Consider the following 24,483-nt stretch of genomic DNA (forward strand, 5'->3'; position numbering starts at 1 on the left):
GCGCCTCAGAGCGGTTTCATCATGTCACGGTGATCGATCCCTGCATCCAGATACACGGGACCGAAGGCCTCAAAACCCAGCTTTTCATAAAAGCCGATGGCATGAGTCTGCGCGCCGAGCTTGGCTTTTGTAATCCCTTCCCGTTCCTGTGCAGCCGCGACGCAGGCTTCGATCAGTTTGGCGCCAAGTCCTGTTCCTCGCGCAGACTTCACAACGCAGACGCGCCCGATCTTGGCGATATCGTCCTGAAACACCACGCGTGCGGTTCCCACCGGCACACCGTCTTGCAGGGCCAAGAGATGCGTGGCGGTGTCGTCCAGCGCGTCGCGCTCTTCTTCGACAGGGACACCCTGTTCATCGACAAAGACCTCAAATCTGAGCGTCAGGCAGGTGTCGAGGTCTCGGGTCACAACAATCGAGGGGCTCATGAAAAATAGTCCTTCAGGATGCGGGAGTAGATGGATTTCAGTTGGTGGATATGGGCCACATCCACGTTCTCATCCACCTGGTGCATGGTCTTGCCGACGAGGCCAAATTCCACAACCGGACAATGGGACTTCACAAATCGCGCGTCTGAGGTGCCCCCGGTGGTGGAGAGTTCCGGTGCTTGGTTGGTTTCGGTCTGCACGGCCCGAGAGACCAGATCCGACAGATCGCCCGGCGGGGTGATGAAACTTTCACCCGAGATCTGAACCTTCATATCGACCTCAAGACCAAACTCTTTGGCCACTTTGTCTGCTTCGCCTTGCAGCCAATCTGTAAGCGACGCCCCCGAGTGCAGATCATTGAAGCGGATGTTCACCGCGGCACGGCCCTGCGCCGGGATCACATTGGTTGCCGGGTTGCCGGTGTCGATGGTGACAATTGCCAGTGTAGAGGCGTCGAAGTGCTCTGAGCCCTCATCCAGTTGATGGCTGCCGAGTCGGTCCATCAGGCGCGCGAGCCCGTTCATCGGGTTGTTCGCACGGTGCGGATAGGCCGAATGTCCCTGCACGCCGGTCACAGTGAACCACGCGGTCATCGAGCCGCGACGACCGATCTTGATCATCTCACCCATATGATTGGGGCACGTGGGCTCTCCCACGAGGCAAACGGACATCTTCTCGCCCGCTGCGTCCATGTAGTCCAGCAATGCCGTGGTTCCATCCACAGCGTCGCCTTCCTCATCACCTGTGATGGTCAGCACCACTGCGCCATCGGGTGGTGTGTCCTGAACAAAGTCTATGGCTGCCGCCGCAAAGGCAGCAACACCGGACTTCATGTCGGTTGTCCCACGGCCATACATGACGCCTTCGACAATCTCGGCGCCAAAGGGATCGTGAGTCCAGGCCGCTTCGTCCCCGATGGGCACCACGTCAGTGTGGCCATTGAACCCAAAGGTACGCGCATGCGCCTTGTCGCCCCAGCGGGCAAAGAGATTGCAGACCTCACCCCGGTCAACCCGTGTGCAGCTAAAACCCGCGTCCGTCAGAAGGCGCTCCAAAAGGACCAGCGCACCACCCTCGGTTGGCGTGACCGAAGGACAACGCACAAGATCTGCGGTGAGCTGAACGGGGTCTGTTGTGGTCATGGGGCGTCCTCCAGAAATCATCGCTGATGACCTAGCGCGAATTGGCGCAGAGGTGCAATTGCGATCACTTGGTTGCAGACGCTGTGGCCGAAATGCGTAGGCTTTTGACCGGCGTCAATCGCGCTCCTGACAGGGGCATGTGGACGTGCTATGAAGAAAGTAATAACAGACCGAGGCATGGTAACGGGACGGCGATAAGATCGTCCGGACGTGCGACGAGCAGAACGATCACATCAATCAGGATGAGGCTGTTGGACCATGAGTCCACCGGGCAGCTCCTTCGCATGTATTCGGCATCTGCGCCGCGCGACGTCCCGCACCGGGAACATCGGGACTGAGACTGAGGGACGCCCCGGGCACCAAAAGGCCGATGAACGCGCCGCCCGGGGCAAAACACTTACGGGCGGTGGAGTACGACATGGCAGGCAACACAGGGCTCCGGACGGTTGCGACCGGGCAGGCGCGCAGATGAGCTGGCTCGGTCTATGGCATAAAGAGGCGCAGTATTTCGACGCCGCTGGACTCACCCCGTCGGTAGAACGCAGCTGTCTCTTGTTGCGCGAAGCCGATGCACTGTTGCCGCGGGGCGCGCTGGTTCTGGAGGTGAGCCTGCCGGAATTGCGCAAACCCGAACCCCTGGTGCTGTTTGAGCGTGGAGGCGACTGGCCTTTGCGATTTCAGCTCTCGGCGGTGCCGGGGGGCGGTATCAATCTGGTGCTGGAGCAATATGGCGCGGTGTTTCACCAAACGCTGAACCCGACCAAGCGGGGGCGTGCGGATCAGGTGCGGCTGACCTACAACTGGGACGCTCCGGCGTTTGAAGGCCAGCTTGCGCTCGAATGGCTTGATGGAGATCGGGCCGAAATCGCGGATATTCATGCCCCACGCCCCTGGCGGCTTGCGGATCTTGAGGCTTTGATTGAAGGGGGGCCGCACTGCTTTATCGCCTCCGGCGTCGAATACATTGCACTTTCTGATCAGCCGGAGCCGGTGGGGCCGATGCCCGGCCTCTCGCCGTTTACACCGGTGGAAACGGAAACGGGGGCGCGACCGATCAAGGACCTGCGTCGAGGTGACTTGCTGCGCTGCGCAAGTGGTGATTTGGTCCCCGTCTTGCATAAAATCGAACGTGAAGTGCCAGCGGTGGGCAGCTTTTGTCCCGTGCAGCTTCGGGCGCCATATTTCGGCCTGACACAGGATATTACCGTCGCGCCTTTCCAACGCATGGTGCTCACCGGGTCTGAGGTTGAATATCTCTTTGGATGTGAGGCTGTGCTTGCGCCGGCAGAAATGCTTGCGGCCACGCGCACCGCCCGTCGGGTCTTGCCCGCGGGGCCGATCACGACCTATGCGCAGGTGATCCTGCCCGGCCATGAGGTGCCAGTTGTGGCGGGGCTCGGGGTCGAGAGCCTTTTTCTGGGGCGCATTCGGCGCGACCGTTCCGCACTTGGGGCCAGCCTCTTTGCAGGGCTAGATCGCAACTCTCTGCCAGAACACGCACAGCCGCGCTACCCCGTGGTGCGCGCGTTTGATGCCGCAATCCTTGCAGAACATCGCACCGCCTGAGCACTGAGGACTTGAAAAAATCCCCGTAGCCCTTCTAAGCAGTCTCACCGTTTCTAGTGAGAACCGCTCCATGACCCTGCGCTCTATTTGGTTTTGTCTTGTCACAGTGTTGATGACCCTTCCAGCCTTGCCGCTGCGCGCGCAGGAACTGGTGGTCAACACGGTTACCCGTCCGCCGTTTTCAATGCCGGTCGGAGAGCATGAGACGGGTTTTACCATGGATTTGATCCGCGAGGTCTCGCAACGCCTCGGTTGGGACATCCAGATCAATCGGGTCGATAACTTTGCGCAGATGCTCGAAGAGGTCGAACGCGGCGAGGCCGATATGGCGGCGGCAAACATCTCCATCACGGCCGGGCGTGAAGCGGTAATGGATTTCAGTCAGCCCATCTTTGAAAGCGGCCTGCAGATCATGCTGCATCAGGACGATGTGTCAGAGCCAAGCCTGATTTCGGCGCTGATGTCGTGGGATCTCTTCGCGGCCATCGCAATCGCATTTGTGCTCTTGCTGGTGGGCGGCATGCTTATGTGGGTGTTTGAGCGCCGAGCGCAGCCCTATTTTGATCGCCCGTTGAAAGATGCGTGGTTCCCATCTTTCTGGTGGGCTCTCAATCTGGTGGTGAACGGTGGTTTTGAAGAGCGGGTGCCGCGCAGCGCGCTTGGGCGGGTTTTTGGTGTTCTGCTGGTTCTCTCATCATTGTTCGTGGTGTCGGTCTTTGTCGCCAAAATCACCGCCGCCATGACCGTCGAGGCGATCAACGGGTCGGTGAATTCGGTGAACGACCTCTACGGCAAGCGCGTCGGCACGATCCAGGGCTCCACCGCGGCAGGATTTCTGGATCGTCGTGAAATCGACTATGTGGCGTTTCCGGGGCTCGATAAGATGCTCGAGGACTTTGAAGACGGCGATACGCGCATAGTCGTGTTTGATGCGCCGGTGCTCAACCACTACGTCAAAACCGACGGTGCGGGGATCGGGCATGTGATGGGGCGGAAGTTCCTGACGGAATACTACGGGATTATCTTCCCGCAGGGGTCCGACATGGTGGAGCCGTTCAATCGTGCCTTGCTGAAGATGCAGGAAGACGGCGCCTACGAGACGCTCTATCGAAAGTGGTTTGGTCAGAGTTTCTAGACCCTGATTGGATCTTTTGACCCACGCCAGCGATTTCTGAGCAAGCGCGGGTTAATGCGGGGCGCTGTTTTCGTCCACCGCGCTCAATTCATCACCAAAGAATGGGGTCATCTGCGCCACGATGACCGCGTTTTCGTCGAGGGCTCGCTGCATCAGATCGCGCTCCTCTTGCGGAATCTCATGGCCTTCGGCCTCTCGCTCGGCGATCGTGCCATAGCCGGTGACATCCAGCGGCGCGGTGTCGGCCTGTTTCAGAATAGCAACCGTCTCACGCACGGCCTCTGCCTCATCCACGCCGGACGCGTAAACCATCAGGGCGGCGCCGGTGGCGTCTTTGGGCAGGCCATCCCCCTCTTTGCGACCGATTTGAACGATCAGGGTATAGACCTGTTGGCGGGAGGGCTTCTTCTGTGTCATGCGACTGAAGTAGACGGGAGGGCTGGGGAAGGTCAAACCAATTTGTTTACAATGCGTAGAGTAATTTGCCACAATTTGACCAACATTGAGGGGCAAATCTGCCTCACGCAGAATTTGCGCGTGGGGTTTGATTTTCTAATTTACGGGTGGGAGCGTTATGCCGACGGCTCAGGAACTACCGATTGATACAACCGCCTCTGCCGAGGACATGGCGGAAGCCATTTTTGGCAATGGCATCGAGATTCAATCCGCGACCTACACCGGCGCTAACGGTGCGTCCGGCATCTACAGCGGCGGTGATTCAATCACGCCGGGTGTGACCCCATCGGACACTGGCGTTATCCTGTCCACTGGCAACGCAACGGATTTCACCAATAGCTCGGGCAGCACGGATACCAATACCTCTGCCGGGACATCCACCAATCACGGAACCGCGGGCGATACGGATCTGGATGCGATCGCAGGTGGAACGACCTATGATGCCGCCGTCTTTGAGGCCGAATTTGTGCCCGAAGGCTCCACACTGACGATGCAGTTCGTCTTTTCCTCCGAAGAGTATCTCGAATACGTCAATTCAGGCTTCAACGATGCGGTGTCGGTCTGGGTCAATGGTGTTGAGGCGGAACTGGTAGTGGGCGATGGCAATATCGCCATCGACAACATCAATGATACGTCCAATTCGGATCTCTACGTCGACAACCCCGCGGACAGTGATCTCTACAACACTGAAATGGACGGGTTTACCGTCACGTTGAAGCTGACAGCGCCGGTCAACCCAGGCGAAACCAACCACATCAAGATTGCCATCGCCGATACAGGAGATGCCGCTTACGATTCCAACCTGCTGATTGCCGGGGACTCGGTGCAGACGGCGTTGGTTGCGGAAAACGATCAGGTGCTGGTCTGGGAGGGCTCATCCACGACCGTTGACGTGCTTGCCAATGATGCGCAAGGGTCAGGCGCTCAGCTCACCATCACACATATCAACAACCAGCCTGTCACGGCTGGCAGTTCGGTGACATTGGCAAATGGCGAAATCATCACCCTCAACGAAGACGGCACCCTCGAGATCACAGGCCAGCCCGACGTGGATACGGATGAGACGTCCGTCTTCACCTACACGGTGGCCGATGATGAAGGAAATACCGACGTTGCTTTTGTCGATCTGACCACCACGCCCTGCTTTGTCGAAGGTACCTTGATCGATACAACCGAAGGCCCGTGCCCGGTCGAGGCGTTGGAAATTGGCATGACCGTCGTGACCCGTGACCACGGTGCTCAGCCGCTGCGCTGGATTGGGCGCAGCATTCGTACGGCGTCGGGCAATGATGCGCCCGTTCGGATTGCCGCAAACACTCTGGGCCAGCACCAGGAGATCGAACTCTCGCCGAGCCATCGAGTGCTATTGTGCTCTGCCGCCGCCGAGATGCTCTTTGGTCAAGAAGAAGTTTTGATCCCGGCGCATCATCTGGTAAATGACAGCACCATCCGGCGTCGCAGTGACGGGCGGCGCGTTACCTATTTCCACCTGCTGTTCGACCAGCATGAAATCATTCGTGGCAATGGGCTTGAGAGTGAGAGCTATCATCCGGGTGCCGCGAGCCTCGGTGGATTGGATGCAGAGACACGGGCGGAGTTCTTCGATCTGATGGGCGACAGCTGGCAGAGCTATCAGAATATGAAACGCCCGACACTCAAATCATATGAGACCCGCGCGTTGCTGGGGGCCGTTCAGTAACGGCTCCGCATCCGGTAGCCCGGCTGAAAGCTCATCCGGGCAAACGTCACGGGTTGATCCTGAAACCAGGTGGAACGCTCCATCTGGAACAGGGCTGTACCCGGTGGGCAGGCCATATAATCCGCAATCTTGGCATCCGCAGCGCTGGCAAAGAAGCTGACCTCCGCATTGGAGAACGGGACCGCCGCCAGCAACCATTCTCCCGGAGGGGTTTCAGAGAAATCAGCAGTTTCGCTTGCAGGCACTGCCGCGATGTTGATCCAGCGATCTTCAAAGTGAAAGGGCTGGCCATCCGCATAATGCATCACCTCCATGTGGAGAACCTGCGCATTGATGGCCAAGCCCATCTGGGAACTGAGCCAGCCCGGAGCGGGTTGCAGGCTGCGTGAAACAAGCGCATAGCGGTAGGTGGCGTTGCGCTCTTCGACGAGGCGCCGCGTGGTGGCGATCTCGAGCTTGGCCTGCTTGACAGGCAGCGTGGCGACGCGGGTGCCACTCTTGCGCTTGCGGTCGATGATACCGCGATCTGCAAGTTCACGCAGCGCACGGTTGACAGTCGCACGGGCGCAGCCAAATTCCTCGGCGAGATCTGCCTCTGTTGGCAAGAGCGCCCCCTGGTCCCAGACGCGCGCTTCGATCCGGCGCATGACTTCGTCCCGTACGTCCTGAAAGCTGGTTTTCTTCTGTTGTTGCACTTCAGGGCTCCGGGCTGAATAATAACTCTGGCTAAATCATATTATGTCTGCATTAAAATGCAGTTGTAAAGGAGAGTGCATGCGCTTTGACGCTGCTGAGATCAGACCGGCGCCATGGAAAAACGGCGGAGGAACGACCCGCGAGCTTGCAGTAGGCCAGGATGTGAGCGGACAGATCTGGCGTTTGAGCCTCGCAGAGATTGCGCGCGAGGGCCCGTTTTCTTCCTTTGCGGGCCAATGGCGCATTCACACCATCATATCGGGACAGGGGCTGCGGCTGATGGGCACTGAGGAAACGCTTGAGGCCCTGCCGCTTGCGCCCTTGGAGTTTGACGGTGGGATCGCGCTTGATGCGCAGTTTATTGAGGGGCCATGTCGCGCGGTCAATCTGATCTATGATCCTCGGCACCTCGCAGCCACAGCAGAGGTGCGCAATGGGTCCTTACGGGCGCAGCGCGGCGATTTGGTCTTTGTGATCAGGGGGGCGCTGACCCTCGGTGGTAAAAATTTTGTCGCCGGGCAGGGGGCCGCGGTAGAAGCACCAGCCCGAGCAGAGGTCGAGGGCACGGTGCTTCATTTCGAGATTAGAGTTCCGCCAAAAGAGACGTGATCGCCTTGCGATAGCTGGCAAGAATGCTGTCTCGCGCGATGTGACGACCTGTTTGTACCATATGACGCCCTGCGGCCCAGACGTCGGTGACGCTATGATCATCCGCTGCAAAACACAGCCCATCCAGGATTTGATGCTCTGGAAGCCCAAAAAGAGCAGGACGTGCGCAATCAATCGCCACCAGATCAGCAAGGGCGCCAATCTCGAGCCGACCGGCATCGCGGCCCAAAGCCTGCGCACCCCCTCTTGCCGCGCCAAGGTAGAGGGTTTCACCGACAGATCCCTCTGCCGGGACCAGAACGTTGCGGGCGAGATCCCGAAGGCGTTGGGAGTATTCCAGCGTGCGCAGCTCTTCAACGAGGGAGATCCGTACATTTGAGTCCGATCCCACACCAAAGCGTCCTCCCTCGCGCAGATAGTGCGCGCCGTTAAACGGGCCATCTCCGAGGTTTGCCTCGGTGATGGGGCAAAGCCCGGCAACCGCGCCGGAATGGGCCATGTGCCGGGTTTCGGTCTCGGTCATGTGGGTGGCGTGGATCAGGCACCATTGATTGTCTACGGGGGCGTTCCCGAGCAGCCACTCTACGGGGCGCGCTCCCAGCCAGACCTTGATCTCGGCCACTTCGCGGGGCTGTTCGGCGATATGGATGTGGATGGGGCTGTCCGCGGCGAGCGGCAATACGGCGGCGAGGTCCTCGGGGCTGGTGGCGCGCAGGGAATGCGGCGCGATACCGACACGCGTGTCGCGCCCAAGCTCTTGCGCCGCATCGCGGGCTTCGGTGACAAGACGCGAGAAGCGCTCCACATCATTGCCAAAGCGCATCTGGCCACCGGTAAGTGGTTGCTGTTGTGCGCCTCCGTAGGTGTAGAGCACCGGCAGATGGGTGAGGCCAATGCCGGTTTGCTGGGCGCCGGCCATCACGCGTTGACTGAGTTCGCTGAGGCTCTGGTAGGCGGTACCGCCCGGCTGATGGTGAACATAGTGGAACTCACCCACAGAGGCATACCCGGCCTCCATCATTTCCATGAATGTAAGTGCCGCAATGGCCTCGTATTGATCGGGGGTGAGATGGTCGAGAAAGCGATACATCAGCTCTCGCCAGGTCCAGAAACTGTCTTGACCGGCCCCCCGAAATTCGGTGCGGCCCGCCATCGCGCGCTGGAACGAATGTGAATGCAGGTTGGCAAGCGCTGGCAAGAGCACATCGACGCGCGTGTCGCCGGGCACGGGCGCTGAGCCGGTCTCGATCCGAGAGATTTGGCCGTCCTTGATGGTGAGGCGGACATCCTTCGCCCAGCCCTCAGGCAAACACGCGGTGGCGGCAAAAATTGTCTGCATCTGGCCCTCTTATGTATAGACATAACAACAATAAGCGCATACCGTTAATGGGGCAAGAGGATTCTGGGGGACGAAATGCGCGATACATACGTGTTGAGCGGTGCTCGGTTGGCGACCATGGAGGCCGAGGGGTCTTATGGGCTTGTGGAAGACGGGGCGATCGCCATTCAGGGGGATGAAATTCTCTGGTGCGGCGCGCGGGGCGCGCTACCGGACACCTACGCAGCTTGCCCCAGCACCGACCTCAATGGACGTCTGGTCACGCCGGCCTTCATTGATTGTCACACGCACATCGTTTTTGGCGGAGACCGTGCGGGCGAGTTCGAGATGCGCCTCGAGGGGGCAACCTATGAAGAGGTGGCCAAGGCTGGCGGCGGGATTGTGTCGACCGTCACGGCCACGCGTGCCGCAAGCCTGGATGCGCTTGTGACCGGGGCCTTGCCGCGGCTGGATGCACTGATTGCGGAAGGGGTGAGCACGGTAGAAGTCAAATCCGGCTACGGGCTCGACCGCGAGACCGAGCTCAATATGCTGCGCGCGGCGCGTCGTCTGGCTGAGCACAGAGATGTTACGGTCAAAACCACCTTTCTGGGCGCGCATGCAGTCCCTGCAGAGTATGCGGGTCGGGCAGATGCCTATCTTGATGAGGTCTGCCTGCCGACGCTGCGCGCAGCGCATGCCGAGGGGTTGGTCGATGCGGTAGATGGCTTTTGTGAAGGGATCGCTTTTTCGGCGGCGCAGATCGCAAAGGTTTTTGACGTGGCAGCAGAGTTGGGTTTGCCGGTGAAGCTCCATGCCGAACAGCTGTCGCATCAGGGCGGCACCAAATTGGCGGCAGAGCGCGGCGCACTGTCTGTGGATCATGTGGAATACGCCACAGAAGCGGACGCACGGGCAATGGCGGCTTCGGGGTCCGTTGCGGTCCTGTTGCCCGGCGCGTTCTACACAATCCGCGAAACGCAAGTCCCGCCCGTGGCAGAGTTTCGCATGCATGGCGTGCCGATGGCACTGGCGACAGACTGCAACCCCGGATCATCGCCGCTCACGTCGCTTCTGCTGACGCTCAATATGGGCTGCACATTGTTTCGCCTGACCCCGGAAGAGGCGCTTGCGGGTGTGACCCGTAATGCCGCCCGCGCGCTGGGCATGCAGGATCGTGGGCGCATCGCCCCCGGGCTTCGTGCGGATCTGGCGGTCTGGGATGTCTCTCGCCCGGCAGAGCTGGCTTATCGCATTGGTTTCAACCCGCTCTACGCGCGTGTCATGGGCGGCAAAATGGAGGTTCGTACATGATCGAGATGATCCCGGGCGCCGTGACGCTCGACACTTTGGAACGGATCTGGCGTCACGGCACGCCTGCACGTCTGGCCGATAGCGCGCGTGCAGGTGTCGAGGCCGCTGCCGCGATGGTGGCAGAGGCCGCAGCGGGTGAAGTGCCCGTTTATGGCATCAACACTGGTTTTGGCAAACTTGCGTCGACCAAGATCGCGCCGGAGGATACTGCGACCCTGCAGCGCAACCTGATCCTGAGCCATTCTTGCGGTGTGGGCGAGCCGCTGGCCGAAGACAAAACCCGGTTGATGATGGTGCTGAAGCTGTTGTCGCTGGGTCGGGGCGCCTCCGGGGTGCGCTGGGCTGTCATTGAGCAGATCCAAGAGATGCTGGCACGCGGGGTGACACCTGTTGTGCCGTCGCAAGGGTCCGTTGGCGCCTCTGGTGATCTTGCCCCGCTTGCCCACATGACTGCGGCCATGATCGGCGAAGGCGAGGCAACAATCGACGGCGTGCGCCTGCCTGGTGCCGAAGCCTTGAGGCGTGCCGGGTTGGAGCCGATTGTGCTGGGCCCGAAAGAAGGGCTTGGCCTGATAAATGGCACGCAGTTTTCCACCGCTTGCGCGCTCACCGGGTTGTTTGAGGCCCTGGAGATGGCGCGGGCCTCCATGGCGATCGCGTCTTTGACAACCGACGCTATCATGGGCTCTACCGCGCCTTTGGTGGCGGATATTCACAGCTTGCGCGGCCATGCTGGGCAGATGGAGGTCGCGGCAACGATGCGCGACATCATGGCGGGCTCGGAAATTCGCGAGAGCCACCGTGAGGGCGACACCCGCGTGCAGGATCCCTATTGCATCCGCTGCCAGCCTCAGGTGGTGGGCGCCGCGCTTGATGTGCTGCGCATGGCGGCGCGCACGCTTGAAATCGAGGCGAACGCGGTCACCGACAATCCGTTGGTACTGGTGGAGGCGGGGCAGATCGTCTCCGGGGGCAACTTCCATGCCGAATATGTGGGCTTTGCGGCAGATCAGATCGCGCTCGCCGTGGCTGAGATCGGCGCGATTGCGCAGCGCCGGGTTGCGCTGATGGTGGATCCTACCCTGAGCCACGACCTACCACCGTTCCTGACGCCGAACCCCGGCCTCAACTCGGGATTCATGATTGCCGAAGTCACGACTGCGGCGCTCATGAGCGAAAACAAACATCTGGCCAACCCCTGCGTTACGGATTCCACACCGACCTCCGCCAACCAAGAGGACCACGTCTCTATGGCGGCGCACGGTGCGCTGCGGCTGGCGAAAATGAACGCAAACCTGTCGGTGATCCTTGGGGTCGAGATGCTTTGCGCGGCGCAGGGGGTCGAGGCGCGCGCGCCGCTCAAGACCTCTAGCCGCTTGCAGAACCTGCTCGACATGCTGCGCGGCGAGATCCCGAGCCTTGGCGAGGACCGCTATCTTGCGCCGGAAATCGAAACCGCCAGCGCGATGGTGCGGGCAGGCCGCGTGGCGCAGGCCGCAGGCGTGGAGGTCAGCACATGATCGAAGTCACGCAGGGGTCTTCTCCGCTGGTTCTGGGGCTGCCCCATACGGGCACCGATGTTCCGGCCGAGGTGGCACAACATTTGAATGACCGCGGCCAAGCGCTCGCGGATACGGATTGGCATATTCACGACCTCTACGCCGGACTGGTGGAGGGCGTGACAACCGTACGCACGCCGATCCATCGATATGTGATCGATGTGAACCGCGATCCCGAGGGCGTGAGCCTTTATCCCGGACAAAACACCACGACTCTGGTGCCGCTCACCGATTTTGATGGTCATCCAATCTGGCAGCAAGAGCCCGATGCGGCCGAAACGGCCCACCGTCTTGAGACCTATCACGTGCCTTATCACGCGGCACTCGAGGCGGAGATGAAGCGCGTGGCCGGACTCCACGGGTTTGCCATTCTCTATGATTGTCACTCGATCCGTGGCGATATTCCCTTCTTGTTTGAGGGTCGCCTGCCGGATTTTAACGTCGGTACCAATCTCGGCGCGACCTGCGCGCCAAGCATCGAGGATATGGTGTTCCAGCGTTGTCAGCGCGCGGAAGGCTACACATCAGTCTTGAATGGCCGTTTCAAGGGGGGCTGGACCACGCGACATTACGGTCGCCCCGACCAGGGTTGGCATGCCATCCAGATGGAGCTCGCGCAGGCCACCTATTGCGACGAGCAGCCGCCCTGGCGGTATGACCCCGTCCGCGCCGACCGGTTGCGCGGACATCTCACCCAAATCCTCACCGATCTGACCGAATGGAGGCCCGCATGAGCGATCCCCGCAAGAATACCCGTGACATTTTCCCTGCCACTGGCACCGAGATCACTGCGAAGTCCTGGTTGACGGAGGCTCCGATGCGGATGCTGATGAACAACCTGCACCCCGATGTGGCTGAAAACCCGCATGAGCTCGTGGTTTATGGCGGGATTGGCCGGGCGGCACGCACGTGGCAGGATTTCGACCTCATCGTCGAGACCCTCAAGACTCTTGAAGAAGATCAGACCCTGATGGTGCAGTCCGGCAAACCCGTCGGCGTCTTTCAGACCCACAAGGACGCGCCGCGCGTGTTGATCGCCAACTCCAACCTCGTGCCGCATTGGGCCAATTGGGATCACTTCAACGAGCTCGATAAGAAGGGTCTGATGATGTACGGCCAGATGACCGCTGGTTCGTGGATTTACATCGGCACCCAGGGCATCGTGCAGGGCACCTATGAGACCTTTGCCGAGGCGGGCCGTCAGCACTATGGCGGGGACCTGACGGGAAAATGGATCCTCACCGGCGGTCTTGGGGGGATGGGGGGGGCGCAGCCTTTGGCTGCGGTTTTTGCTGGTGCTTGCTGCCTTGCGGTGGAGTGCAACCCCGACTCGATCGATTTCCGCCTGCGCACCAAATACCTTGATGAGAAGGCTGAAACGCTGGACGAAGCGCTGGAGATGATTGAGCGTTGGACCAAGGCGGGCGAGGCCAAATCCGTTGGCCTTTTGGGCAATGCGGCGGATGTGTTTGCAGAGCTTGTGGAGCGTGCGAAGGCGGGTGGCATGCGCCCCGACATCGTGACGGATCAGACCTCAGCGCATGACCCGGTCAACGGTTATCTGCCGCAAGGCTGGACGATGGCCGAATGGAGAGAGAAGCGCGAAACGGACAAAAAGGCGGTTGAGAAAGCCTCTCGGGCGTCGATGAAGGCTCATGTGAAGGCCATGGTGGATTTCCACGAGATGGGGATTCCCACCGTCGATTATGGCAACAACATCCGTCAAGTCGCGCTGGAAGAGGGGCTGGAGACGGCGTTCTCATTCCCCGGATTTGTGCCAGCCTACATTCGCCCGCTGTTCTGCAAGGGGATCGGTCCCTTCCGTTGGTGTGCGCTCTCGGGGGATCCCGAGGATATCCGCAAGACCGATGCCAAGATGAAAGAGCTGTTCCCGGAGAACGAGAGCCTGCACCGCTGGCTCGACATGGCGCAGGACCGCATCGCCTTTCAGGGGCTACCGGCGCGGATCTGCTGGATCGGCCTTGGAGATCGCCACAAGGCGGGGCTTGCCTTCAACGAAATGGTGCGCAACGGCGAATTGTCGGCGCCGGTCGTGATTGGCCGAGATCATCTTGACTCGGGTTCCGTGGCATCGCCCAACCGTGAAACCGAAGCGATGATGGATGGATCGGATGCGGTCTCTGACTGGCCATTGCTCAATGCGCTTTTGAACACGGCCTCGGGCGCGACATGGGTTTCGCTGCATCATGGCGGCGGTGTTGGCATGGGGTTTTCGCAGCACTCTGGCGTGGTGATCTGCTGTGACGGCACAGAGGATGCAGATCGCCGGATCGGGCGCGTTCTGTGGAACGACCCGGCGACCGGCGTAATGCGTCACGCAGACGCAGGCTATGAGATCGCGAAGGACTGCGCCAAAGAGCACGGATTGAACCTGCCCGGTATCCTGCGCTCGGAATGACCGGATGGGCGGGGCGCATGTCCCGCCTCCCTTGGGGGACCCAAGGCTTCTGCGGTTACAGATCTGTCTGAGTGGCCAACCACCAGGTTGTGCCGCTCGGCCCCTTTACGCCGCCAAAAACACCATCGCCGTTCCGCTTGCGCAGCGGTTCCTGCACGATCTTTCCACCTGCCGCAATGGCGCGATCAAAAGCCTCCTGCACATCGGGAACATACAGATGCACGTGCGCGTCATTGTCGTCCGCGCCAGGAAGACCGCCGATCATGACGATGCTGTCGTCAATCCGTACTTCGGCATGCATCAAGCTCCCATCCTCCTGATCAAGGCGTTGCAATAAATTCGCCTCAAATACCGTTTGCAGGAATGAGATCGTACCTTCCGGATCATGGCAGATGAGATAAGGGCATAGCGAGGGGTAGTCTGTGGGTTTCCAAGACTCTCTCATGAACTGTCCTCCTTCAGCCTATTTCAGCCGGGCGGTTATTGACGCTCCACTCAATAATCTACCGTAACTTTAAGAATATTCCACAGGAACAATAATTTGAGAAATAAAAAAACAGGCAGCCGAAGCCGCCTGTTGTCACATTTATGTGTGCAGCCTCTGCTGAGGCCCAGGATCAATCGCGCAGAAGCTCGTTGATGCCTGTCTTGGAACGGGTTTTCTCGTCCACGCGTTTCACGATGACCGCGCAGTAGAGGTTGATGCCGTTTTTCGAGGGCATGGAGCCTGCAACAACAACGGAATAGGGCGGCACTTCGCCGTACATGACTTCACCGGTTTCGCGGTCGACGATCTTGGTGGACTGGCCAATGAACACGCCCATGCCAAGCACGGAACCTTCGCGCACGATCACGCCTTCGACCACCTCGGAACGCGCACCGATAAAGCAATTGTCCTCGATGATGGTCGGGCCGGCCTGCATCGGCTCCAGAACGCCGCCGATCCCGACGCCACCCGAGAGGTGAACGCCTTTGCCGATCTGTGCGCAAGATCCAACCGTGGCCCAAGTGTCGACCATAGTGCCTTCGTCGACATAGGCGCCGAGGTTTACAAAAGAGGGCATCAAGACCACGCCCGGTGCGATGTAGGCAGATTTGCGGACAACGCAGTTCGGCACCGCGCGGAAACCAGCGGTTTTCCAGTCAGCGGCTTCCCAGCCTTTGAACTTGCTGTCGACCTTGTCCCACCAGCCGGAGCCCTGCGGGCCACCAGATTGCTCTTCCATGTCCTTCAGGCGGAAACCAAGCAAAACGGCCTTTTTGGCCCATTGGTTGACGTGCCAGTCACCGCTGTCCTGCTTTTCTGCGACGCGCAGTTTCCCGCTATCGAGCGCGGCGAGGGTTGCCTCGATGGCGTCGCGGGTTTCACCTTTGGTGGCAGGTGTGATGGTGTCACGGGCCTCCCAGGCGGCCTCAATTGCGGTTTCCAGCTGCGCGTTGGACATATGTTCCGGCTCCGGTTTGTGTTGGATTCGAGCGCTTATAGCCGCAAATGCCCCAAGCGTCATGCCCCGAACGCGCCCCTCGGCACATGCGAAGCGGCATCGGGTGCGCCCCGGGCTGGTTCAGCTCACCCGGCGCAGGTGTCGCCGCAGAATGTCACAGGCGCGCGGCAGATCCTGTGCGGTGACGGCTTCCAGCAGAGCGTCGTGGTCGCTGTCGATGCGCGACGTCCAGCGGTCGCGCCAATGCACGAAAAGGTGCCTGGCAGCGGTGATGTGAAGATCTTCAATCGCCGATAGCAGGCGTGGCATCTCGCAGGGCTGCAGCAGGGCGGTGTGAAACTGCCTGTTGCAGCGGTCCCAAAGCACCATATCCTGCGCGGCGTCACAGGCCTGTCGCGCGGCCTCTACCTGAGCCAATGTGTCGGCGTCGTGTCGGGGTAGGGCGTGGGTGAGCGCTAGAACTTCCAGCGCCACACGCATCTCGATCACTTCCCGGATTTCCGTTGGCTCCAGAGCGGTAACGCGCATGCCTTTGTGTGGTATGGATTTGGCCAGTCCCTTGGCTTCCAACCGCAAAAAGGCCTCGCGCACGGGAACGTGGCTGACGTCGTAGTCGCGCGCAATGTGGTCTTGCCGCAGTTTCTCTCCTGCGGGAAGATCGCCGGTCACGATCCGCTCCATCAGCGCGCGAAAAATCTTGTCAACTGCGGTTTCGCTCATAAACGTTCGATAGGGGGCAAAGCCGCCCATCGCAAGGATTTCCGACGCTTAGTTGAACGAGACATCAAGTCGTGTGGCGGGATCCGTCAGCGGTTCTGGGTCAATGTTGCCACCACACAAGAGCACCGAAACCTTTTCATCACGCGCAGGCAGATAGGCCCCGCACATCAAAGCCGCAAGCGCAGTTGCCCCTGCAGGCTCCACCAGGAGGCGATGATCGCGCCAGAGCGCGTGTTGTGCGGCCTCGATGGCAGCATCTGGGACAATCACGCTTGGCGTGCGCGCGTTATGCGCAAGGTCAAAACAGATGTCTCCAATGCGGCGCGCCCCCAAGGCATTGGCAGCGATGCCGCCAACGTCAACATTGGTAGGTTTGCCATTCATCAGTGCGGTTTTCAGCGCGCAAGAGGTTGCAGGTTCTACTGCGACCACCTTGCGCCGGCCCTCAAACCAGCCCAGCGCTCCGCCGATGAGACCACCGCCGCCCACTGCGATCAAAATGGTGTCAGCCTCGAGCCCCTGTTCCTCCCATTCAGCAAACAAAGTGCCCTGTCCAGCGACCGTTGCGGGTGCGTCATAGGCATGGATCTGCATGGCACCCGTTTGTAGCTCCCAATCCTGTGCCGCTTCGAGTGCATTGGCATAGGCGCCGGGCACGACCTCAAGCTCCGCTCCGGTTGAGCGGATCAGGTCAATCTTGGTCTGGCCTGCAATCTCGGGGACATAGATCTTGGCGTTGTGACCCAAAGCGCGGGCGGCAAAGGCCACCGCCGCGCCATGATTGCCACCGGAGGCCGCCACCAGACCTGCTTCGGGGACAGGGGTCGACAGGAGCGTGTTAAACGCACCGCGCGCCTTAAAACTGCCTGCATGCTGGAGATGCTCGAGCTTCAATTCGACCGGAAATGCGAGGCCAAAGCTCTGAACCGAGACGGTTGGCGTTTTCACCACATGCTGGGCAATTCTCCCGCGCGCGCCGGAAATTTGGGATGTCCAATCCATTGTGGTACCTCGTCACTGTGTCTTTTGCGCGAACCCTAGGGAATTGCACGCGGGAGGCAAGGGGATTGATGGTGCGATTTGAGCACTGGCCGCAAAGGGGTGCGCAGGCTATGACAGGGTCTAACCTTCTGCACTGAAGAATAGGCAAGATTTGATATGAGTGACGACCGTAAGAGCCGCTTTCCCGATGCCCGCGCTGATCGATACCGCGCCGAACATGTTCCCGTGACGCCACAAACGCAGTCGCCTGTCTACCAGCTTGCTTTTGCCGATGAAGGGTTTCTGTGCCGAGAAGAACTGCGTCCGGTGCGCTTGCAGCTGGAGCTTCTGAAGCCGCAGCTGATGCTGGACGAAAAAGGCGTCGAGAGCACGGTCGTGATGTTTGGCGGGGCGCGCATCCCCGCCCCGCGTGACAAGGACAAGGCGCGGACACAGACCCTGGCCGACCTTAGTCATTTCTACGACGAAGCGCGTACGTTCGCGCAGAAGATGACCGAAAAATCCAAGGCAAGTGGCGGTCGGCGTCATGTCGTCGTGACCGGTGGCGGTCCCGGTGTCATGGAAGCTGGAAACCGGGGCGCCGTGGATGCGGGCGGCGAGTCGATTGGCCTCAATATCGTGTTGCCGCACGAACAGGCGCCCAACGAATACGTCACGCCGGAGCTCTGTTTCAATTTCCACTATTTTGCGATCCGCAAGATGCATTTCCTGATGCGTGCTGAGGCGATTTGCGTTTTCCCTGGTGGCTTTGGCACCCTTGATGAGCTGTTTGAGGCCCTGACGCTGATCCAGACCGGGCGCATGGAACCTGTCCCATTCTTGCTGTTTGGCCGCAGTTTCTGGGAGAAGATCATCAATTGGGAGGCCCTGGCCGACGCGGGAACAATTTCAGACCAGGACCTTGATCTGTTCAAGTTCGTGGAAAGCGCGGATGAGGCAATCGCAGCGATCGAGGCGTGGAACCCTGTACCTGCGCGTCAAAACCTGCCCGGTCGTGATCGTTAGGACCCGCGCAGAGATCGTTTTCTTACCTCGGCATGCTTTAAACGGTAGCGCGTCGGGCCCCTTGGGCCCGGCGCGCGGGTCCGCCCGACAGGACGGAGGTCCATGGTCAAATGTCGTTTTCCCTTGTGGGTGGGGTGGAAACGTTTGTGGGAACGTCGGGACCGCGCATGACCAAAAGACCCGAATTTAGGAGGATTAACTCATGTCAGCGGGCAACACTCCGACGGCCTCACCACGCGGCAGACGTGTCAGCACCTGTGTGTCTCCCTCGTTTCGGATCGCATAGCCATAGCCACGCAGGCGAAACTGCCATTCCCGAGGGCTAAGCGCCTTGCGCCGTTCTTCTCGCACCAGAGAGAGAATACCATCATCCATCTTGCCGACTTGCTGTCCAATCATCTTTCTGCCCTCAACCTTTGTTTGCTGCCCGGAGATTGTTTCCGTGTACTGTTTCTGATTCCGAGATTGTCGGCCCCAGATGGCGCAAATTTTACTAAAATAGGGAAAGAATAAGGCGCCACGATTTCTCGCAGCGCCCTTAGATCGGTTCTGTTGTCGGTTCAGCGTCAGCTGTTGTTCACTCCGGCCTCGGCTTCGATTTGCTTGCGGCTCTTGCGGGCCCGCTCCGTGGCAGACTTGAGCTGACCGCAGGCGGCCATGATATCATCGCCGCGGGTCTTGCGGATCGGCGAGGCATAGCCAGCCTGATAGATGATATTTGCAAACGCCCGGATGCGGTTGTTGGACGACCGTTTATAGGGCGCCCCCGGCCACTCATTAAAGGGAATGAGGTTGATCTTGGCCGGAATGTTGTGGCGCTTGATATGATCCAGAAGACGATGTGCGTCCTCATCAGAGTCGTTCACCCCATCAAGCATCACATATTCGAAGGTGATCCGCTCAGAGTTCGAGACCTTCGGGTAATCTGCAAGCGCCTGCAGCAATTCATCGATGTTCCAGCGACGGTTGATCGGAACCAGCACATCGCGCACCTCATTGGTGGTCGCATGAAAGGATATCGCAAGGAGACAGCCGATTTCCTCAGCCGTCCGCGCAATCTCGGGCACCACGCCAGAGGTCGAGAGCGTGATACGACGCCGCGAGAGGGAAATCCCCTCCGGGTCCATCGCAATCTTCATCGCATCGCGCACATTGTCGAAATTATAAAGCGGCTCCCCCATGCCCATCAGAACGATGTTGGACAGTAGGCGGGTTTCATCCTTTGGCGCGCCGGGGGTGGGCCATTCTTCCAGGTCATCCCGCGCCATCATCACCTGTCCGATGATTTCGGCCGGGGTCAGGTTGCGCACCAGCTTTTGCGTGCCGGTGTGGCAAAACGAACAGGTGAGCGTACAGCCGACCTGAGAGGAAATGCATAAGGTGCCCCGGTCGTCCTCGGGGATATAGACCACCTCAACCTCATGGCCGCCATTTATCCGCACCAGATATTTGCGCGTGCCATCGGTCGACACTTGTTTTGAGACCACCTCGGGGATGCGGATCTCGAATGTTTCCTCCAGCTGAGCGCGGTAGGCCTTGGCTAGATTTGTCATCTCCGCAAAGTCTCGTACCCCCCATTGGTAGATCCACTGCCAGATCTGCCCGACGCGCATCTTGGCCTGTTTCTCCGGGGTGCCGTTTTCGATCAATACCGCGCGCATGCGGTCACGGGTCAGACCAACAAGGTTGATCTTGCCGCCTTCCGGCTCTTTGCGGGGGAGGGTCAAAACATCTTGGGTGATCGGCGCTGAGGCTGTCATGAGACGGGTCTCGCTGGCTGGTGTCAAAACGGGGCGGGATGCGGCTCTATATAGGAGATCGGACCAAGATCAAAAGGATTCTCGCTCAACCCCGCTATGCAAGCCCCGCACGCCGCCGCTTTCTTCTAACGAAAAATATCCCGGAGCGCGAGGCAGAGCCTCGCAAAAGAAAACGGCGAAGCCGGGACTTCGCCGCATCATTCAAAATCGTCTCGCTTGCGGATCAACCGGCGCAGCGTTTCTCGGCGTCTTCGATCGCGGCCGTAAAGCCCAGCAGGGAAAACGTGTCCTTGGTCTGCGTTCCGCGCGAGGATCGAGCAGTCAGCACCGCGTCCGCACCGCGCTTCATGGCGGTGATGATCTTGGTGTCATCGGTTGGCGTGGCAGGCCAGGCCCATTCGCCTTCGGTAAAGAGTTCGAACTCCGAGTCACCGATTTTCATGTTCACGGTCGAGCCGGGCGCAAAGGGATATCCCCCTGTGAATGTAACCTGACCTTTGTTTCCGCTGTCCGGGCGGTAGAACACAAACAGGCGAATTTCACTGCGGCGAACGGCGACCACGCGACCGTCCCGGGTGTTCACGGTTTCCTTGGGCGCCGAGACGCCAATGCACTCTCGCGGCGAGGTCTCCTCAAAGACGCTCCAATCCACATGCGCACCTACGCGGTTATCTGTCGTTGCCTGCTGCGCGCTTGCTGAGGTCGCCATACCGGCCAGCAATAGCGCGCCTGCCAAACGACGGAGTTTCAATGCCATATGTCCCGCCTCCAAGACTGTCTTGTCCTCAAATGTATTCGGGCCTCGTGTGCGGTGTTTTGCACACCGTCTATACCCGCACCTCATGATGCTTGACACAAGCATATTCACGGAACAAGGGCCATGCGCAATTGCCAAGTTTGGCAGGTTTTTGCCGTCTTTTCCTTGAAAAGCCGGGGTTTTGTATGTCTGTTGACACGAAAATCCCTCAAGTTGATGAGCCAAGCCCATGACAACCCCTATTGCCGCCGCGCCCTTTACCGAACTCTGGCGGGGTGATCTCCTCGAGAGCCAACACCACGGGCATGCCGTGATCTGCAATGGCAAAGGCGAGGTGATCCGGTCCTGGGGCAACCCTGAGCAAATCATTTACCCACGCAGTTCCTGCAAGATGATTCAGGCGCTACCGCTACTGACTTCGGGCGCGGCGGCGCGCTATGGGCTGAGCACAGAGCAGCTTGCGCTAGCCTGTGCATCGCACAATGGGGCACACATCCACATTGATCGGGTTGGCCACTGGCTCGACCAGCTCAACCTTGGTGAGGGCGATCTGCGCTGTGGTGCGCAGAAACCAAAAGACAAAGACGTGCTGTATGATCTGATCAAGCGCGATGACAGCCCCTGCCAGATCCACAACAATTGTTCGGGCAAACATGCGGGCTTCCTTACGCTCTCGCAGCATCTGGGCGCAGGACCCGAGTATGTCGAGATCGACCATCCCGTGCAGCAAGCCTGCCGGGAGGCTTTTGAGGAAACCACGAAGGAAAGCAGCCCGACTTATGGTATCGACGGCTGCTCCGCTCCGAATTTTGCCTGCTCCATCACCGGCCTGGCGCGTGCGATGGGGTGGTTCGCCTCGGCTCATACCCGCTCTGGCCGGGCAGATGATGCCGCAGTACAGCTGCGCGATGCCATGGCCCGCCATCCTGAACTGGTGGCGGGCGAAGGACGGGCCTGCACCGCCTTGATGCGCGACATGGGCGGCAAGGTCTCGGTGAAGACCGGCGCGGAAGGAGTCTTTGTCGCGATCCTGCCAGAGCAGCAACTTGGCATCGCATTGAAGATCGTGGACGGCACCACCCGCGCGGCAGAAAATGCCATCACGACGCTATTGGTGAGCCTCGGGGCCTTGGATCGCAACAGCCCCTCGGCAAAGGCGTATATGACCGCGCCGATCACAAACTGGAACGGTATTCACTGTGGCGAAATGCGGCCCGCGTCAGGGCTGGTCTTTTAGGGCAGGGGCCGCGCTACATCACCATTTCGATGATTTCGGCCACTTCGATCGTGCCGGTGCCATCAGTCACGCTGGGGCACCCTTTGGCCATCTCGCAAGCCTCTTCGATGGTGTCCGCAGTGACCACTGTATAGCCCGAGATGGGGTTTGAGCCGCCATCATCTGTGATGGCAGCGGCGCTGACCGTTTTCGACTTTCCAACCGGGTTTCCGGGGATGGCTACGGCGTCTCCCATCTCCTGAAACCAGGCCATCCAGGCGGCCATTTCTTTTTCTTCTTCTTCCGGGGTCTCGGCGGCTTTGCCACCGTGATATGCAAAAATGAACTGAGGCATCCGTCTATCCTTTGCTGAAAATACAGAACGAAGGCTAAGCCTGTCGGACCGGAATCAGCAAGGTACGGTTTCCCGCACGCAGTTTCTCAGAGCATATCCCAGATCAGCTTCATCGCGAGGCTCACGGTGGTCAACACCAACAGTGGTTTGATCACTTTGGCCCCTTGCTTTTGCGCAAGGCCGGCACCGACCCGTGCTCCTGCAATTTGTGCAAACCCCATGGCAAGACCGGTCAACCACCAAGGCGTTGCAACGACCGCAAAGGCTGCAAGGGCTCCGGCGTTTGAGGCAAAATTCAAGAGCTTCGTGTGCGCAGTCGCCTTCAACACGCCGTAACCGGCGAGCCCAACGAAGGCGAGCATGTAGAAACTGCCTGCACCGGGACCCAAAAGCCCGTCATAGGCCGCGCAGAGCGGCACCATGGTGGCGGCGAAGACTGCGGGCGTCAGACGCTGGGCGCGGTCTTCGTCATTGAGACCTTTCTTGGTGGCAAAGAAAACCGCGATCCCGATCAACAGAACCGGCAGCGCATAACGGATCAGCTCGACGGGTAGGACCGACACCAGCAGAGCGCCTGCAATGGAGGCAAAGAATGCGATCACCGCCGATTTCCACTGAGTGCGAAGATTGACATGGCCGCCGCGTGCATAGGTGATTGCCGCCGTTGCCGCGCCAAACAGGCCTTGGATCTTGTTGGTGGCAAGCGCTGTCACCGGGTTGGCGCCTGCAATTAACAGCACGGGAACCGTAATTAGCCCGCCGCCACCGGCAACCGCGTCGATAAATCCCGCAGCAAAGCCTGCTGCCATCAACAGCAGCAGAACCTCGAAGGTTACCTCGAACATATGTGAAATTATCCTTTGAAGTCGTCCAGGCTGTAGCCCTGTACGTACAAGAGTGCCGAGAGGTCGCCGTGATTGATGCGGATGTCACACTCTGCGGCAACAGAGGGTTTGGCATGAAGCGCCACACCGGCACCGGCGCGGGTCAGCATGCCAAGGTCATTCGCCCCGTCGCCGACTGCGATGACCTCTGCTTCGGAGATGCCAAGGCGGGCGGTGATCTCTTCAAGTGCCTCGACTTTGGCCTCGCGACCGAGAATGGGACGCGCGACGTCACCGGTCAGTTTGCCGTCCTCGACGATCAGCGTATTGGCGCGGTTCTCGTCAAACCCGAGCTCACCAGCAACACGGGCGGTGAAGGCGGTGAAGCCGCCCGAAACCAACGCCGCGTAGGCGCCATGTGCCTTCATGGTTGCCAAGAGCGCAGCACCCCCCGGCATCAAGGTGATGCGCGTATCAAGAACTTGGGCGATGACCTCCTCGGGCAGTCCCTTCAAAAGCCCGACCCGCTCGGTCAGAGCGCCCTCAAAATCCAGTTCGCCATTCATGGCACGGGCCGTGATGTCCTTGACGCGGGCACCAACGCCGGCCTCATCTGCCAGTTCGTCAATGCATTCCTGCTGGATCATGGTTGAATCCATATCTGCCAAGAGCATCTTTTTGCGCCGCCCTTCTGCGGGCTGAAGCACCAGATCGACCCCCATGCCTTGCAGATCACTCCAGACGTCCCACTGGTTGTCGGGCAGGGCGTTAAGCGTGAACTCTGCCGCGATGCCGGGATTGAGCCAATTGGCTTCTCCGCCGCCCCACGCGTTCCTCAGCGATTCGACCAGCGCAGGTTCCAGCGTTGGGGTGGCAGGGTTCACGAGCAGGGTTGCGACATACATATGTATTCTCCGGTCAAGGCGGGCTGACTTCTCTTAACGAGCGCTTACCGCTGGCACCAGCCCGGAGGGGCTGAGGGGCGCAAAGTTTCCGATCGGCGTCATATGGGGTCGCAAAAATTTCCAAAAGCGGCGCAAATGGTCGATTTCCCCGGT

At 59.7% G+C, this 24,483-nt stretch carries 25 protein-coding genes; 10 read left to right on the forward strand and 15 right to left on the reverse strand.

Going from position 1 to position 24,483, the window contains the following annotated elements:
* Positions 1–5: 5 nt before the first annotated feature.
* Positions 6–428, reverse strand: a complete 423-nt coding sequence (locus TM1040_RS19425; RefSeq protein WP_011540305.1) for a GNAT family N-acetyltransferase — start codon at positions 426–428, stop codon at positions 6–8.
* Complete coding sequence (dapE, locus tag TM1040_RS19430; RefSeq protein WP_011540306.1) at positions 425–1,570, reverse strand: succinyl-diaminopimelate desuccinylase; 1,146 nt, start codon at positions 1,568–1,570, stop codon at positions 425–427. Before dapE ends, TM1040_RS19425 begins: the two co-directional genes overlap by 4 nt.
* A gap of 468 nt (positions 1,571–2,038) precedes the next feature.
* Between dapE and TM1040_RS19435 the strand changes: the two genes are divergently transcribed.
* Positions 2,039–3,136: a Hint domain-containing protein gene (locus TM1040_RS19435; RefSeq protein ID WP_011540307.1), complete on the forward strand. Its 1,098-nt coding sequence runs from the start codon at positions 2,039–2,041 to the stop codon at positions 3,134–3,136.
* A 70-nt stretch (positions 3,137–3,206) separates the two neighbouring features.
* On the forward strand, positions 3,207–4,271 hold the full coding sequence (locus TM1040_RS19440; protein ID WP_011540308.1) for a transporter substrate-binding domain-containing protein: 1,065 nt from the start codon (positions 3,207–3,209) through the stop codon (positions 4,269–4,271).
* A 51-nt stretch (positions 4,272–4,322) separates the two neighbouring features.
* Here the strand turns inward: TM1040_RS19440 and TM1040_RS19445 are convergent, their stop codons facing one another.
* Entirely contained in the window at positions 4,323–4,688 is a 366-nt protein-coding gene (locus tag TM1040_RS19445; RefSeq protein ID WP_011540309.1) for a hypothetical protein, read from the reverse strand.
* A 157-nt stretch (positions 4,689–4,845) separates the two neighbouring features.
* On the opposite strand from TM1040_RS19445, the gene TM1040_RS19450 reads away from it, so the two are divergent.
* The gene (locus TM1040_RS19450; RefSeq protein ID WP_011540310.1) at positions 4,846–6,426 is read left to right on the forward strand and encodes a choice-of-anchor L domain-containing protein; all 1,581 of its coding nucleotides are present in this window, start codon (positions 4,846–4,848) and stop codon (positions 6,424–6,426) included.
* Here TM1040_RS19450 and TM1040_RS19455 read toward each other — a convergent pair.
* The gene (locus TM1040_RS19455; RefSeq protein ID WP_044026967.1) at positions 6,420–7,121 is read right to left on the reverse strand and encodes a GntR family transcriptional regulator; all 702 of its coding nucleotides are present in this window, start codon (positions 7,119–7,121) and stop codon (positions 6,420–6,422) included. The two genes, TM1040_RS19450 and TM1040_RS19455, sit on opposite strands and share 7 nt — an antisense overlap.
* A gap of 79 nt (positions 7,122–7,200) precedes the next feature.
* On the opposite strand from TM1040_RS19455, the gene TM1040_RS19460 reads away from it, so the two are divergent.
* The gene (locus tag TM1040_RS19460) at positions 7,201–7,731 is read left to right on the forward strand and encodes a HutD/Ves family protein (protein WP_011540312.1); all 531 of its coding nucleotides are present in this window, start codon (positions 7,201–7,203) and stop codon (positions 7,729–7,731) included.
* Here TM1040_RS19460 and TM1040_RS19465 read toward each other — a convergent pair.
* A complete protein-coding gene (locus tag TM1040_RS19465) occupies positions 7,706–9,070 on the reverse strand; it encodes a formimidoylglutamate deiminase (protein WP_011540313.1) in 1,365 nt (454 codons plus the stop codon). The genes TM1040_RS19460 and TM1040_RS19465 overlap by 26 nt on opposite strands.
* Before the next feature lie 75 nt (positions 9,071–9,145).
* Here TM1040_RS19465 and hutI point away from each other — a divergent pair, with 75 nt between their 5' ends.
* Genes hutI through hutU form a run of 4 tightly spaced genes read left to right on the forward strand, consistent with a single transcriptional unit; the run spans position 9,146 to position 14,341 of the window.
* On the forward strand, positions 9,146–10,363 hold the full coding sequence (gene hutI / locus TM1040_RS19470; protein ID WP_011540314.1) for an imidazolonepropionase: 1,218 nt from the start codon (positions 9,146–9,148) through the stop codon (positions 10,361–10,363).
* A complete protein-coding gene (gene hutH / locus TM1040_RS19475; protein WP_011540315.1) occupies positions 10,360–11,883 on the forward strand; it encodes a histidine ammonia-lyase in 1,524 nt (507 codons plus the stop codon). The genes hutI and hutH overlap by 4 nt, the downstream gene beginning before the upstream one ends.
* On the forward strand, positions 11,880–12,656 hold the full coding sequence (gene hutG / locus TM1040_RS19480) for an N-formylglutamate deformylase (RefSeq protein WP_011540316.1): 777 nt from the start codon (positions 11,880–11,882) through the stop codon (positions 12,654–12,656). The genes hutH and hutG overlap by 4 nt, the downstream gene beginning before the upstream one ends.
* Positions 12,653–14,341, forward strand: coding sequence for a urocanate hydratase (gene hutU / locus TM1040_RS19485; RefSeq protein WP_011540317.1), 1,689 nt, complete (start codon positions 12,653–12,655; stop codon positions 14,339–14,341). The genes hutG and hutU overlap by 4 nt, the downstream gene beginning before the upstream one ends.
* Before the next feature lie 55 nt (positions 14,342–14,396).
* On the opposite strand, the gene TM1040_RS19490 is transcribed toward hutU, so the two are convergent.
* From TM1040_RS19490 to TM1040_RS19505, 4 genes are all read right to left on the reverse strand, one after another.
* Positions 14,397–14,786 (reverse strand): VOC family protein, encoded by a 390-nt coding sequence (locus TM1040_RS19490; RefSeq protein ID WP_011540318.1) that lies wholly within the window; start codon positions 14,784–14,786, stop codon positions 14,397–14,399.
* 172 nt (positions 14,787–14,958) lie between these two features.
* Entirely contained in the window at positions 14,959–15,786 is an 828-nt protein-coding gene (gene dapD, locus TM1040_RS19495; protein ID WP_011540319.1) for a 2,3,4,5-tetrahydropyridine-2,6-dicarboxylate N-succinyltransferase, read from the reverse strand.
* A gap of 120 nt (positions 15,787–15,906) precedes the next feature.
* Positions 15,907–16,506, reverse strand: coding sequence for a GntR family transcriptional regulator (locus tag TM1040_RS19500; RefSeq protein WP_193339800.1), 600 nt, complete (start codon positions 16,504–16,506; stop codon positions 15,907–15,909).
* 48 nt (positions 16,507–16,554) lie between these two features.
* Positions 16,555–17,508: a threonine/serine dehydratase gene (locus TM1040_RS19505; protein ID WP_011540321.1), complete on the reverse strand. Its 954-nt coding sequence runs from the start codon at positions 17,506–17,508 to the stop codon at positions 16,555–16,557.
* 156 nt (positions 17,509–17,664) lie between these two features.
* On the opposite strand from TM1040_RS19505, the gene TM1040_RS19510 reads away from it, so the two are divergent.
* The gene (locus tag TM1040_RS19510) at positions 17,665–18,513 is read left to right on the forward strand and encodes a TIGR00730 family Rossman fold protein (RefSeq protein WP_011540322.1); all 849 of its coding nucleotides are present in this window, start codon (positions 17,665–17,667) and stop codon (positions 18,511–18,513) included.
* Between the two features lie 195 nt (positions 18,514–18,708).
* On the opposite strand, the gene TM1040_RS19515 is transcribed toward TM1040_RS19510, so the two are convergent.
* From TM1040_RS19515 to TM1040_RS19525, 3 genes are all read right to left on the reverse strand, one after another.
* Positions 18,709–18,912 carry a hypothetical protein gene (locus TM1040_RS19515; protein ID WP_011540323.1) on the reverse strand — a complete coding sequence of 68 codons (204 nt, stop codon included), beginning with the start codon at positions 18,910–18,912 and terminating at the stop codon, positions 18,709–18,711.
* Positions 18,913–19,079: 167 nt separating this feature from the next.
* A complete protein-coding gene (gene rlmN, locus TM1040_RS19520) occupies positions 19,080–20,273 on the reverse strand; it encodes a 23S rRNA (adenine(2503)-C(2))-methyltransferase RlmN (protein WP_011540324.1) in 1,194 nt (397 codons plus the stop codon).
* A 223-nt stretch (positions 20,274–20,496) separates the two neighbouring features.
* Positions 20,497–21,030 carry an invasion associated locus B family protein gene (locus TM1040_RS19525; RefSeq protein WP_044026969.1) on the reverse strand — a complete coding sequence of 178 codons (534 nt, stop codon included), beginning with the start codon at positions 21,028–21,030 and terminating at the stop codon, positions 20,497–20,499.
* 229 nt (positions 21,031–21,259) lie between these two features.
* On the opposite strand from TM1040_RS19525, the gene TM1040_RS19530 reads away from it, so the two are divergent.
* Positions 21,260–22,267, forward strand: a complete 1,008-nt coding sequence (locus TM1040_RS19530) for an asparaginase (protein WP_011540326.1) — start codon at positions 21,260–21,262, stop codon at positions 22,265–22,267.
* 13 nt (positions 22,268–22,280) lie between these two features.
* On the opposite strand, the gene TM1040_RS19535 is transcribed toward TM1040_RS19530, so the two are convergent.
* From TM1040_RS19535 to serB, 3 genes are all read right to left on the reverse strand, one after another.
* Complete coding sequence (locus TM1040_RS19535; RefSeq protein WP_011540327.1) at positions 22,281–22,601, reverse strand: YciI family protein; 321 nt, start codon at positions 22,599–22,601, stop codon at positions 22,281–22,283.
* Between the two features lie 86 nt (positions 22,602–22,687).
* Positions 22,688–23,446, reverse strand: coding sequence for a TSUP family transporter (locus TM1040_RS19540; protein ID WP_011540328.1), 759 nt, complete (start codon positions 23,444–23,446; stop codon positions 22,688–22,690).
* An 8-nt stretch (positions 23,447–23,454) separates the two neighbouring features.
* Positions 23,455–24,330 carry a phosphoserine phosphatase SerB gene (serB, locus tag TM1040_RS19545; RefSeq protein ID WP_011540329.1) on the reverse strand — a complete coding sequence of 292 codons (876 nt, stop codon included), beginning with the start codon at positions 24,328–24,330 and terminating at the stop codon, positions 23,455–23,457.
* Between the last annotated feature and the right edge of the window lie 153 nt (positions 24,331–24,483).

Source organism: Ruegeria sp. TM1040, assembly GCF_000014065.1.
Taxonomy (GTDB): Bacteria; Pseudomonadota; Alphaproteobacteria; order Rhodobacterales; family Rhodobacteraceae; genus Epibacterium.

Coding starts and splice junctions, on each gene's coding strand:
- TM1040_RS19435 (WP_011540307.1), top strand. CDS start 2,039: ATGAGCTGGCTCGGTCTATGGCATAAAGAGGCGCAGTATTTCGACGCC.
- hutU (WP_011540317.1), top strand. CDS start 12,653: ATGAGCGATCCCCGCAAGAATACCCGTGACATTTTCCCTGCCACTGGC.
- TM1040_RS19525 (WP_044026969.1), bottom strand. CDS start 21,030: ATGGCATTGAAACTCCGTCGTTTGGCAGGCGCGCTATTGCTGGCCGGT.
- TM1040_RS19490 (WP_011540318.1), bottom strand. CDS start 14,786: ATGAGAGAGTCTTGGAAACCCACAGACTACCCCTCGCTATGCCCTTAT.
- dapE (WP_011540306.1), bottom strand. CDS start 1,570: ATGACCACAACAGACCCCGTTCAGCTCACCGCAGATCTTGTGCGTTGT.
- TM1040_RS19540 (WP_011540328.1), bottom strand. CDS start 23,446: ATGTTCGAGGTAACCTTCGAGGTTCTGCTGCTGTTGATGGCAGCAGGC.
- dapD (WP_011540319.1), bottom strand. CDS start 15,786: ATGTCCAACGCGCAGCTGGAAACCGCAATTGAGGCCGCCTGGGAGGCC.
- TM1040_RS19510 (WP_011540322.1), top strand. CDS start 17,665: ATGAGTGACGACCGTAAGAGCCGCTTTCCCGATGCCCGCGCTGATCGA.
- TM1040_RS19425 (WP_011540305.1), bottom strand. CDS start 428: ATGAGCCCCTCGATTGTTGTGACCCGAGACCTCGACACCTGCCTGACG.
- TM1040_RS19530 (WP_011540326.1), top strand. CDS start 21,260: ATGACAACCCCTATTGCCGCCGCGCCCTTTACCGAACTCTGGCGGGGT.
- TM1040_RS19505 (WP_011540321.1), bottom strand. CDS start 17,508: ATGGATTGGACATCCCAAATTTCCGGCGCGCGCGGGAGAATTGCCCAG.
- hutG (WP_011540316.1), top strand. CDS start 11,880: ATGATCGAAGTCACGCAGGGGTCTTCTCCGCTGGTTCTGGGGCTGCCC.
- TM1040_RS19450 (WP_011540310.1), top strand. CDS start 4,846: ATGCCGACGGCTCAGGAACTACCGATTGATACAACCGCCTCTGCCGAG.
- rlmN (WP_011540324.1), bottom strand. CDS start 20,273: ATGACAGCCTCAGCGCCGATCACCCAAGATGTTTTGACCCTCCCCCGC.
- hutI (WP_011540314.1), top strand. CDS start 9,146: ATGCGCGATACATACGTGTTGAGCGGTGCTCGGTTGGCGACCATGGAG.
- serB (WP_011540329.1), bottom strand. CDS start 24,330: ATGTATGTCGCAACCCTGCTCGTGAACCCTGCCACCCCAACGCTGGAA.
- TM1040_RS19445 (WP_011540309.1), bottom strand. CDS start 4,688: ATGACACAGAAGAAGCCCTCCCGCCAACAGGTCTATACCCTGATCGTT.
- TM1040_RS19465 (WP_011540313.1), bottom strand. CDS start 9,070: ATGCAGACAATTTTTGCCGCCACCGCGTGTTTGCCTGAGGGCTGGGCG.
- TM1040_RS19535 (WP_011540327.1), bottom strand. CDS start 22,601: ATGCCTCAGTTCATTTTTGCATATCACGGTGGCAAAGCCGCCGAGACC.
- TM1040_RS19500 (WP_193339800.1), bottom strand. CDS start 16,506: ATGAGCGAAACCGCAGTTGACAAGATTTTTCGCGCGCTGATGGAGCGG.
- hutH (WP_011540315.1), top strand. CDS start 10,360: ATGATCGAGATGATCCCGGGCGCCGTGACGCTCGACACTTTGGAACGG.
- TM1040_RS19440 (WP_011540308.1), top strand. CDS start 3,207: ATGACCCTGCGCTCTATTTGGTTTTGTCTTGTCACAGTGTTGATGACC.
- TM1040_RS19515 (WP_011540323.1), bottom strand. CDS start 18,912: ATGATTGGACAGCAAGTCGGCAAGATGGATGATGGTATTCTCTCTCTG.
- TM1040_RS19460 (WP_011540312.1), top strand. CDS start 7,201: ATGCGCTTTGACGCTGCTGAGATCAGACCGGCGCCATGGAAAAACGGC.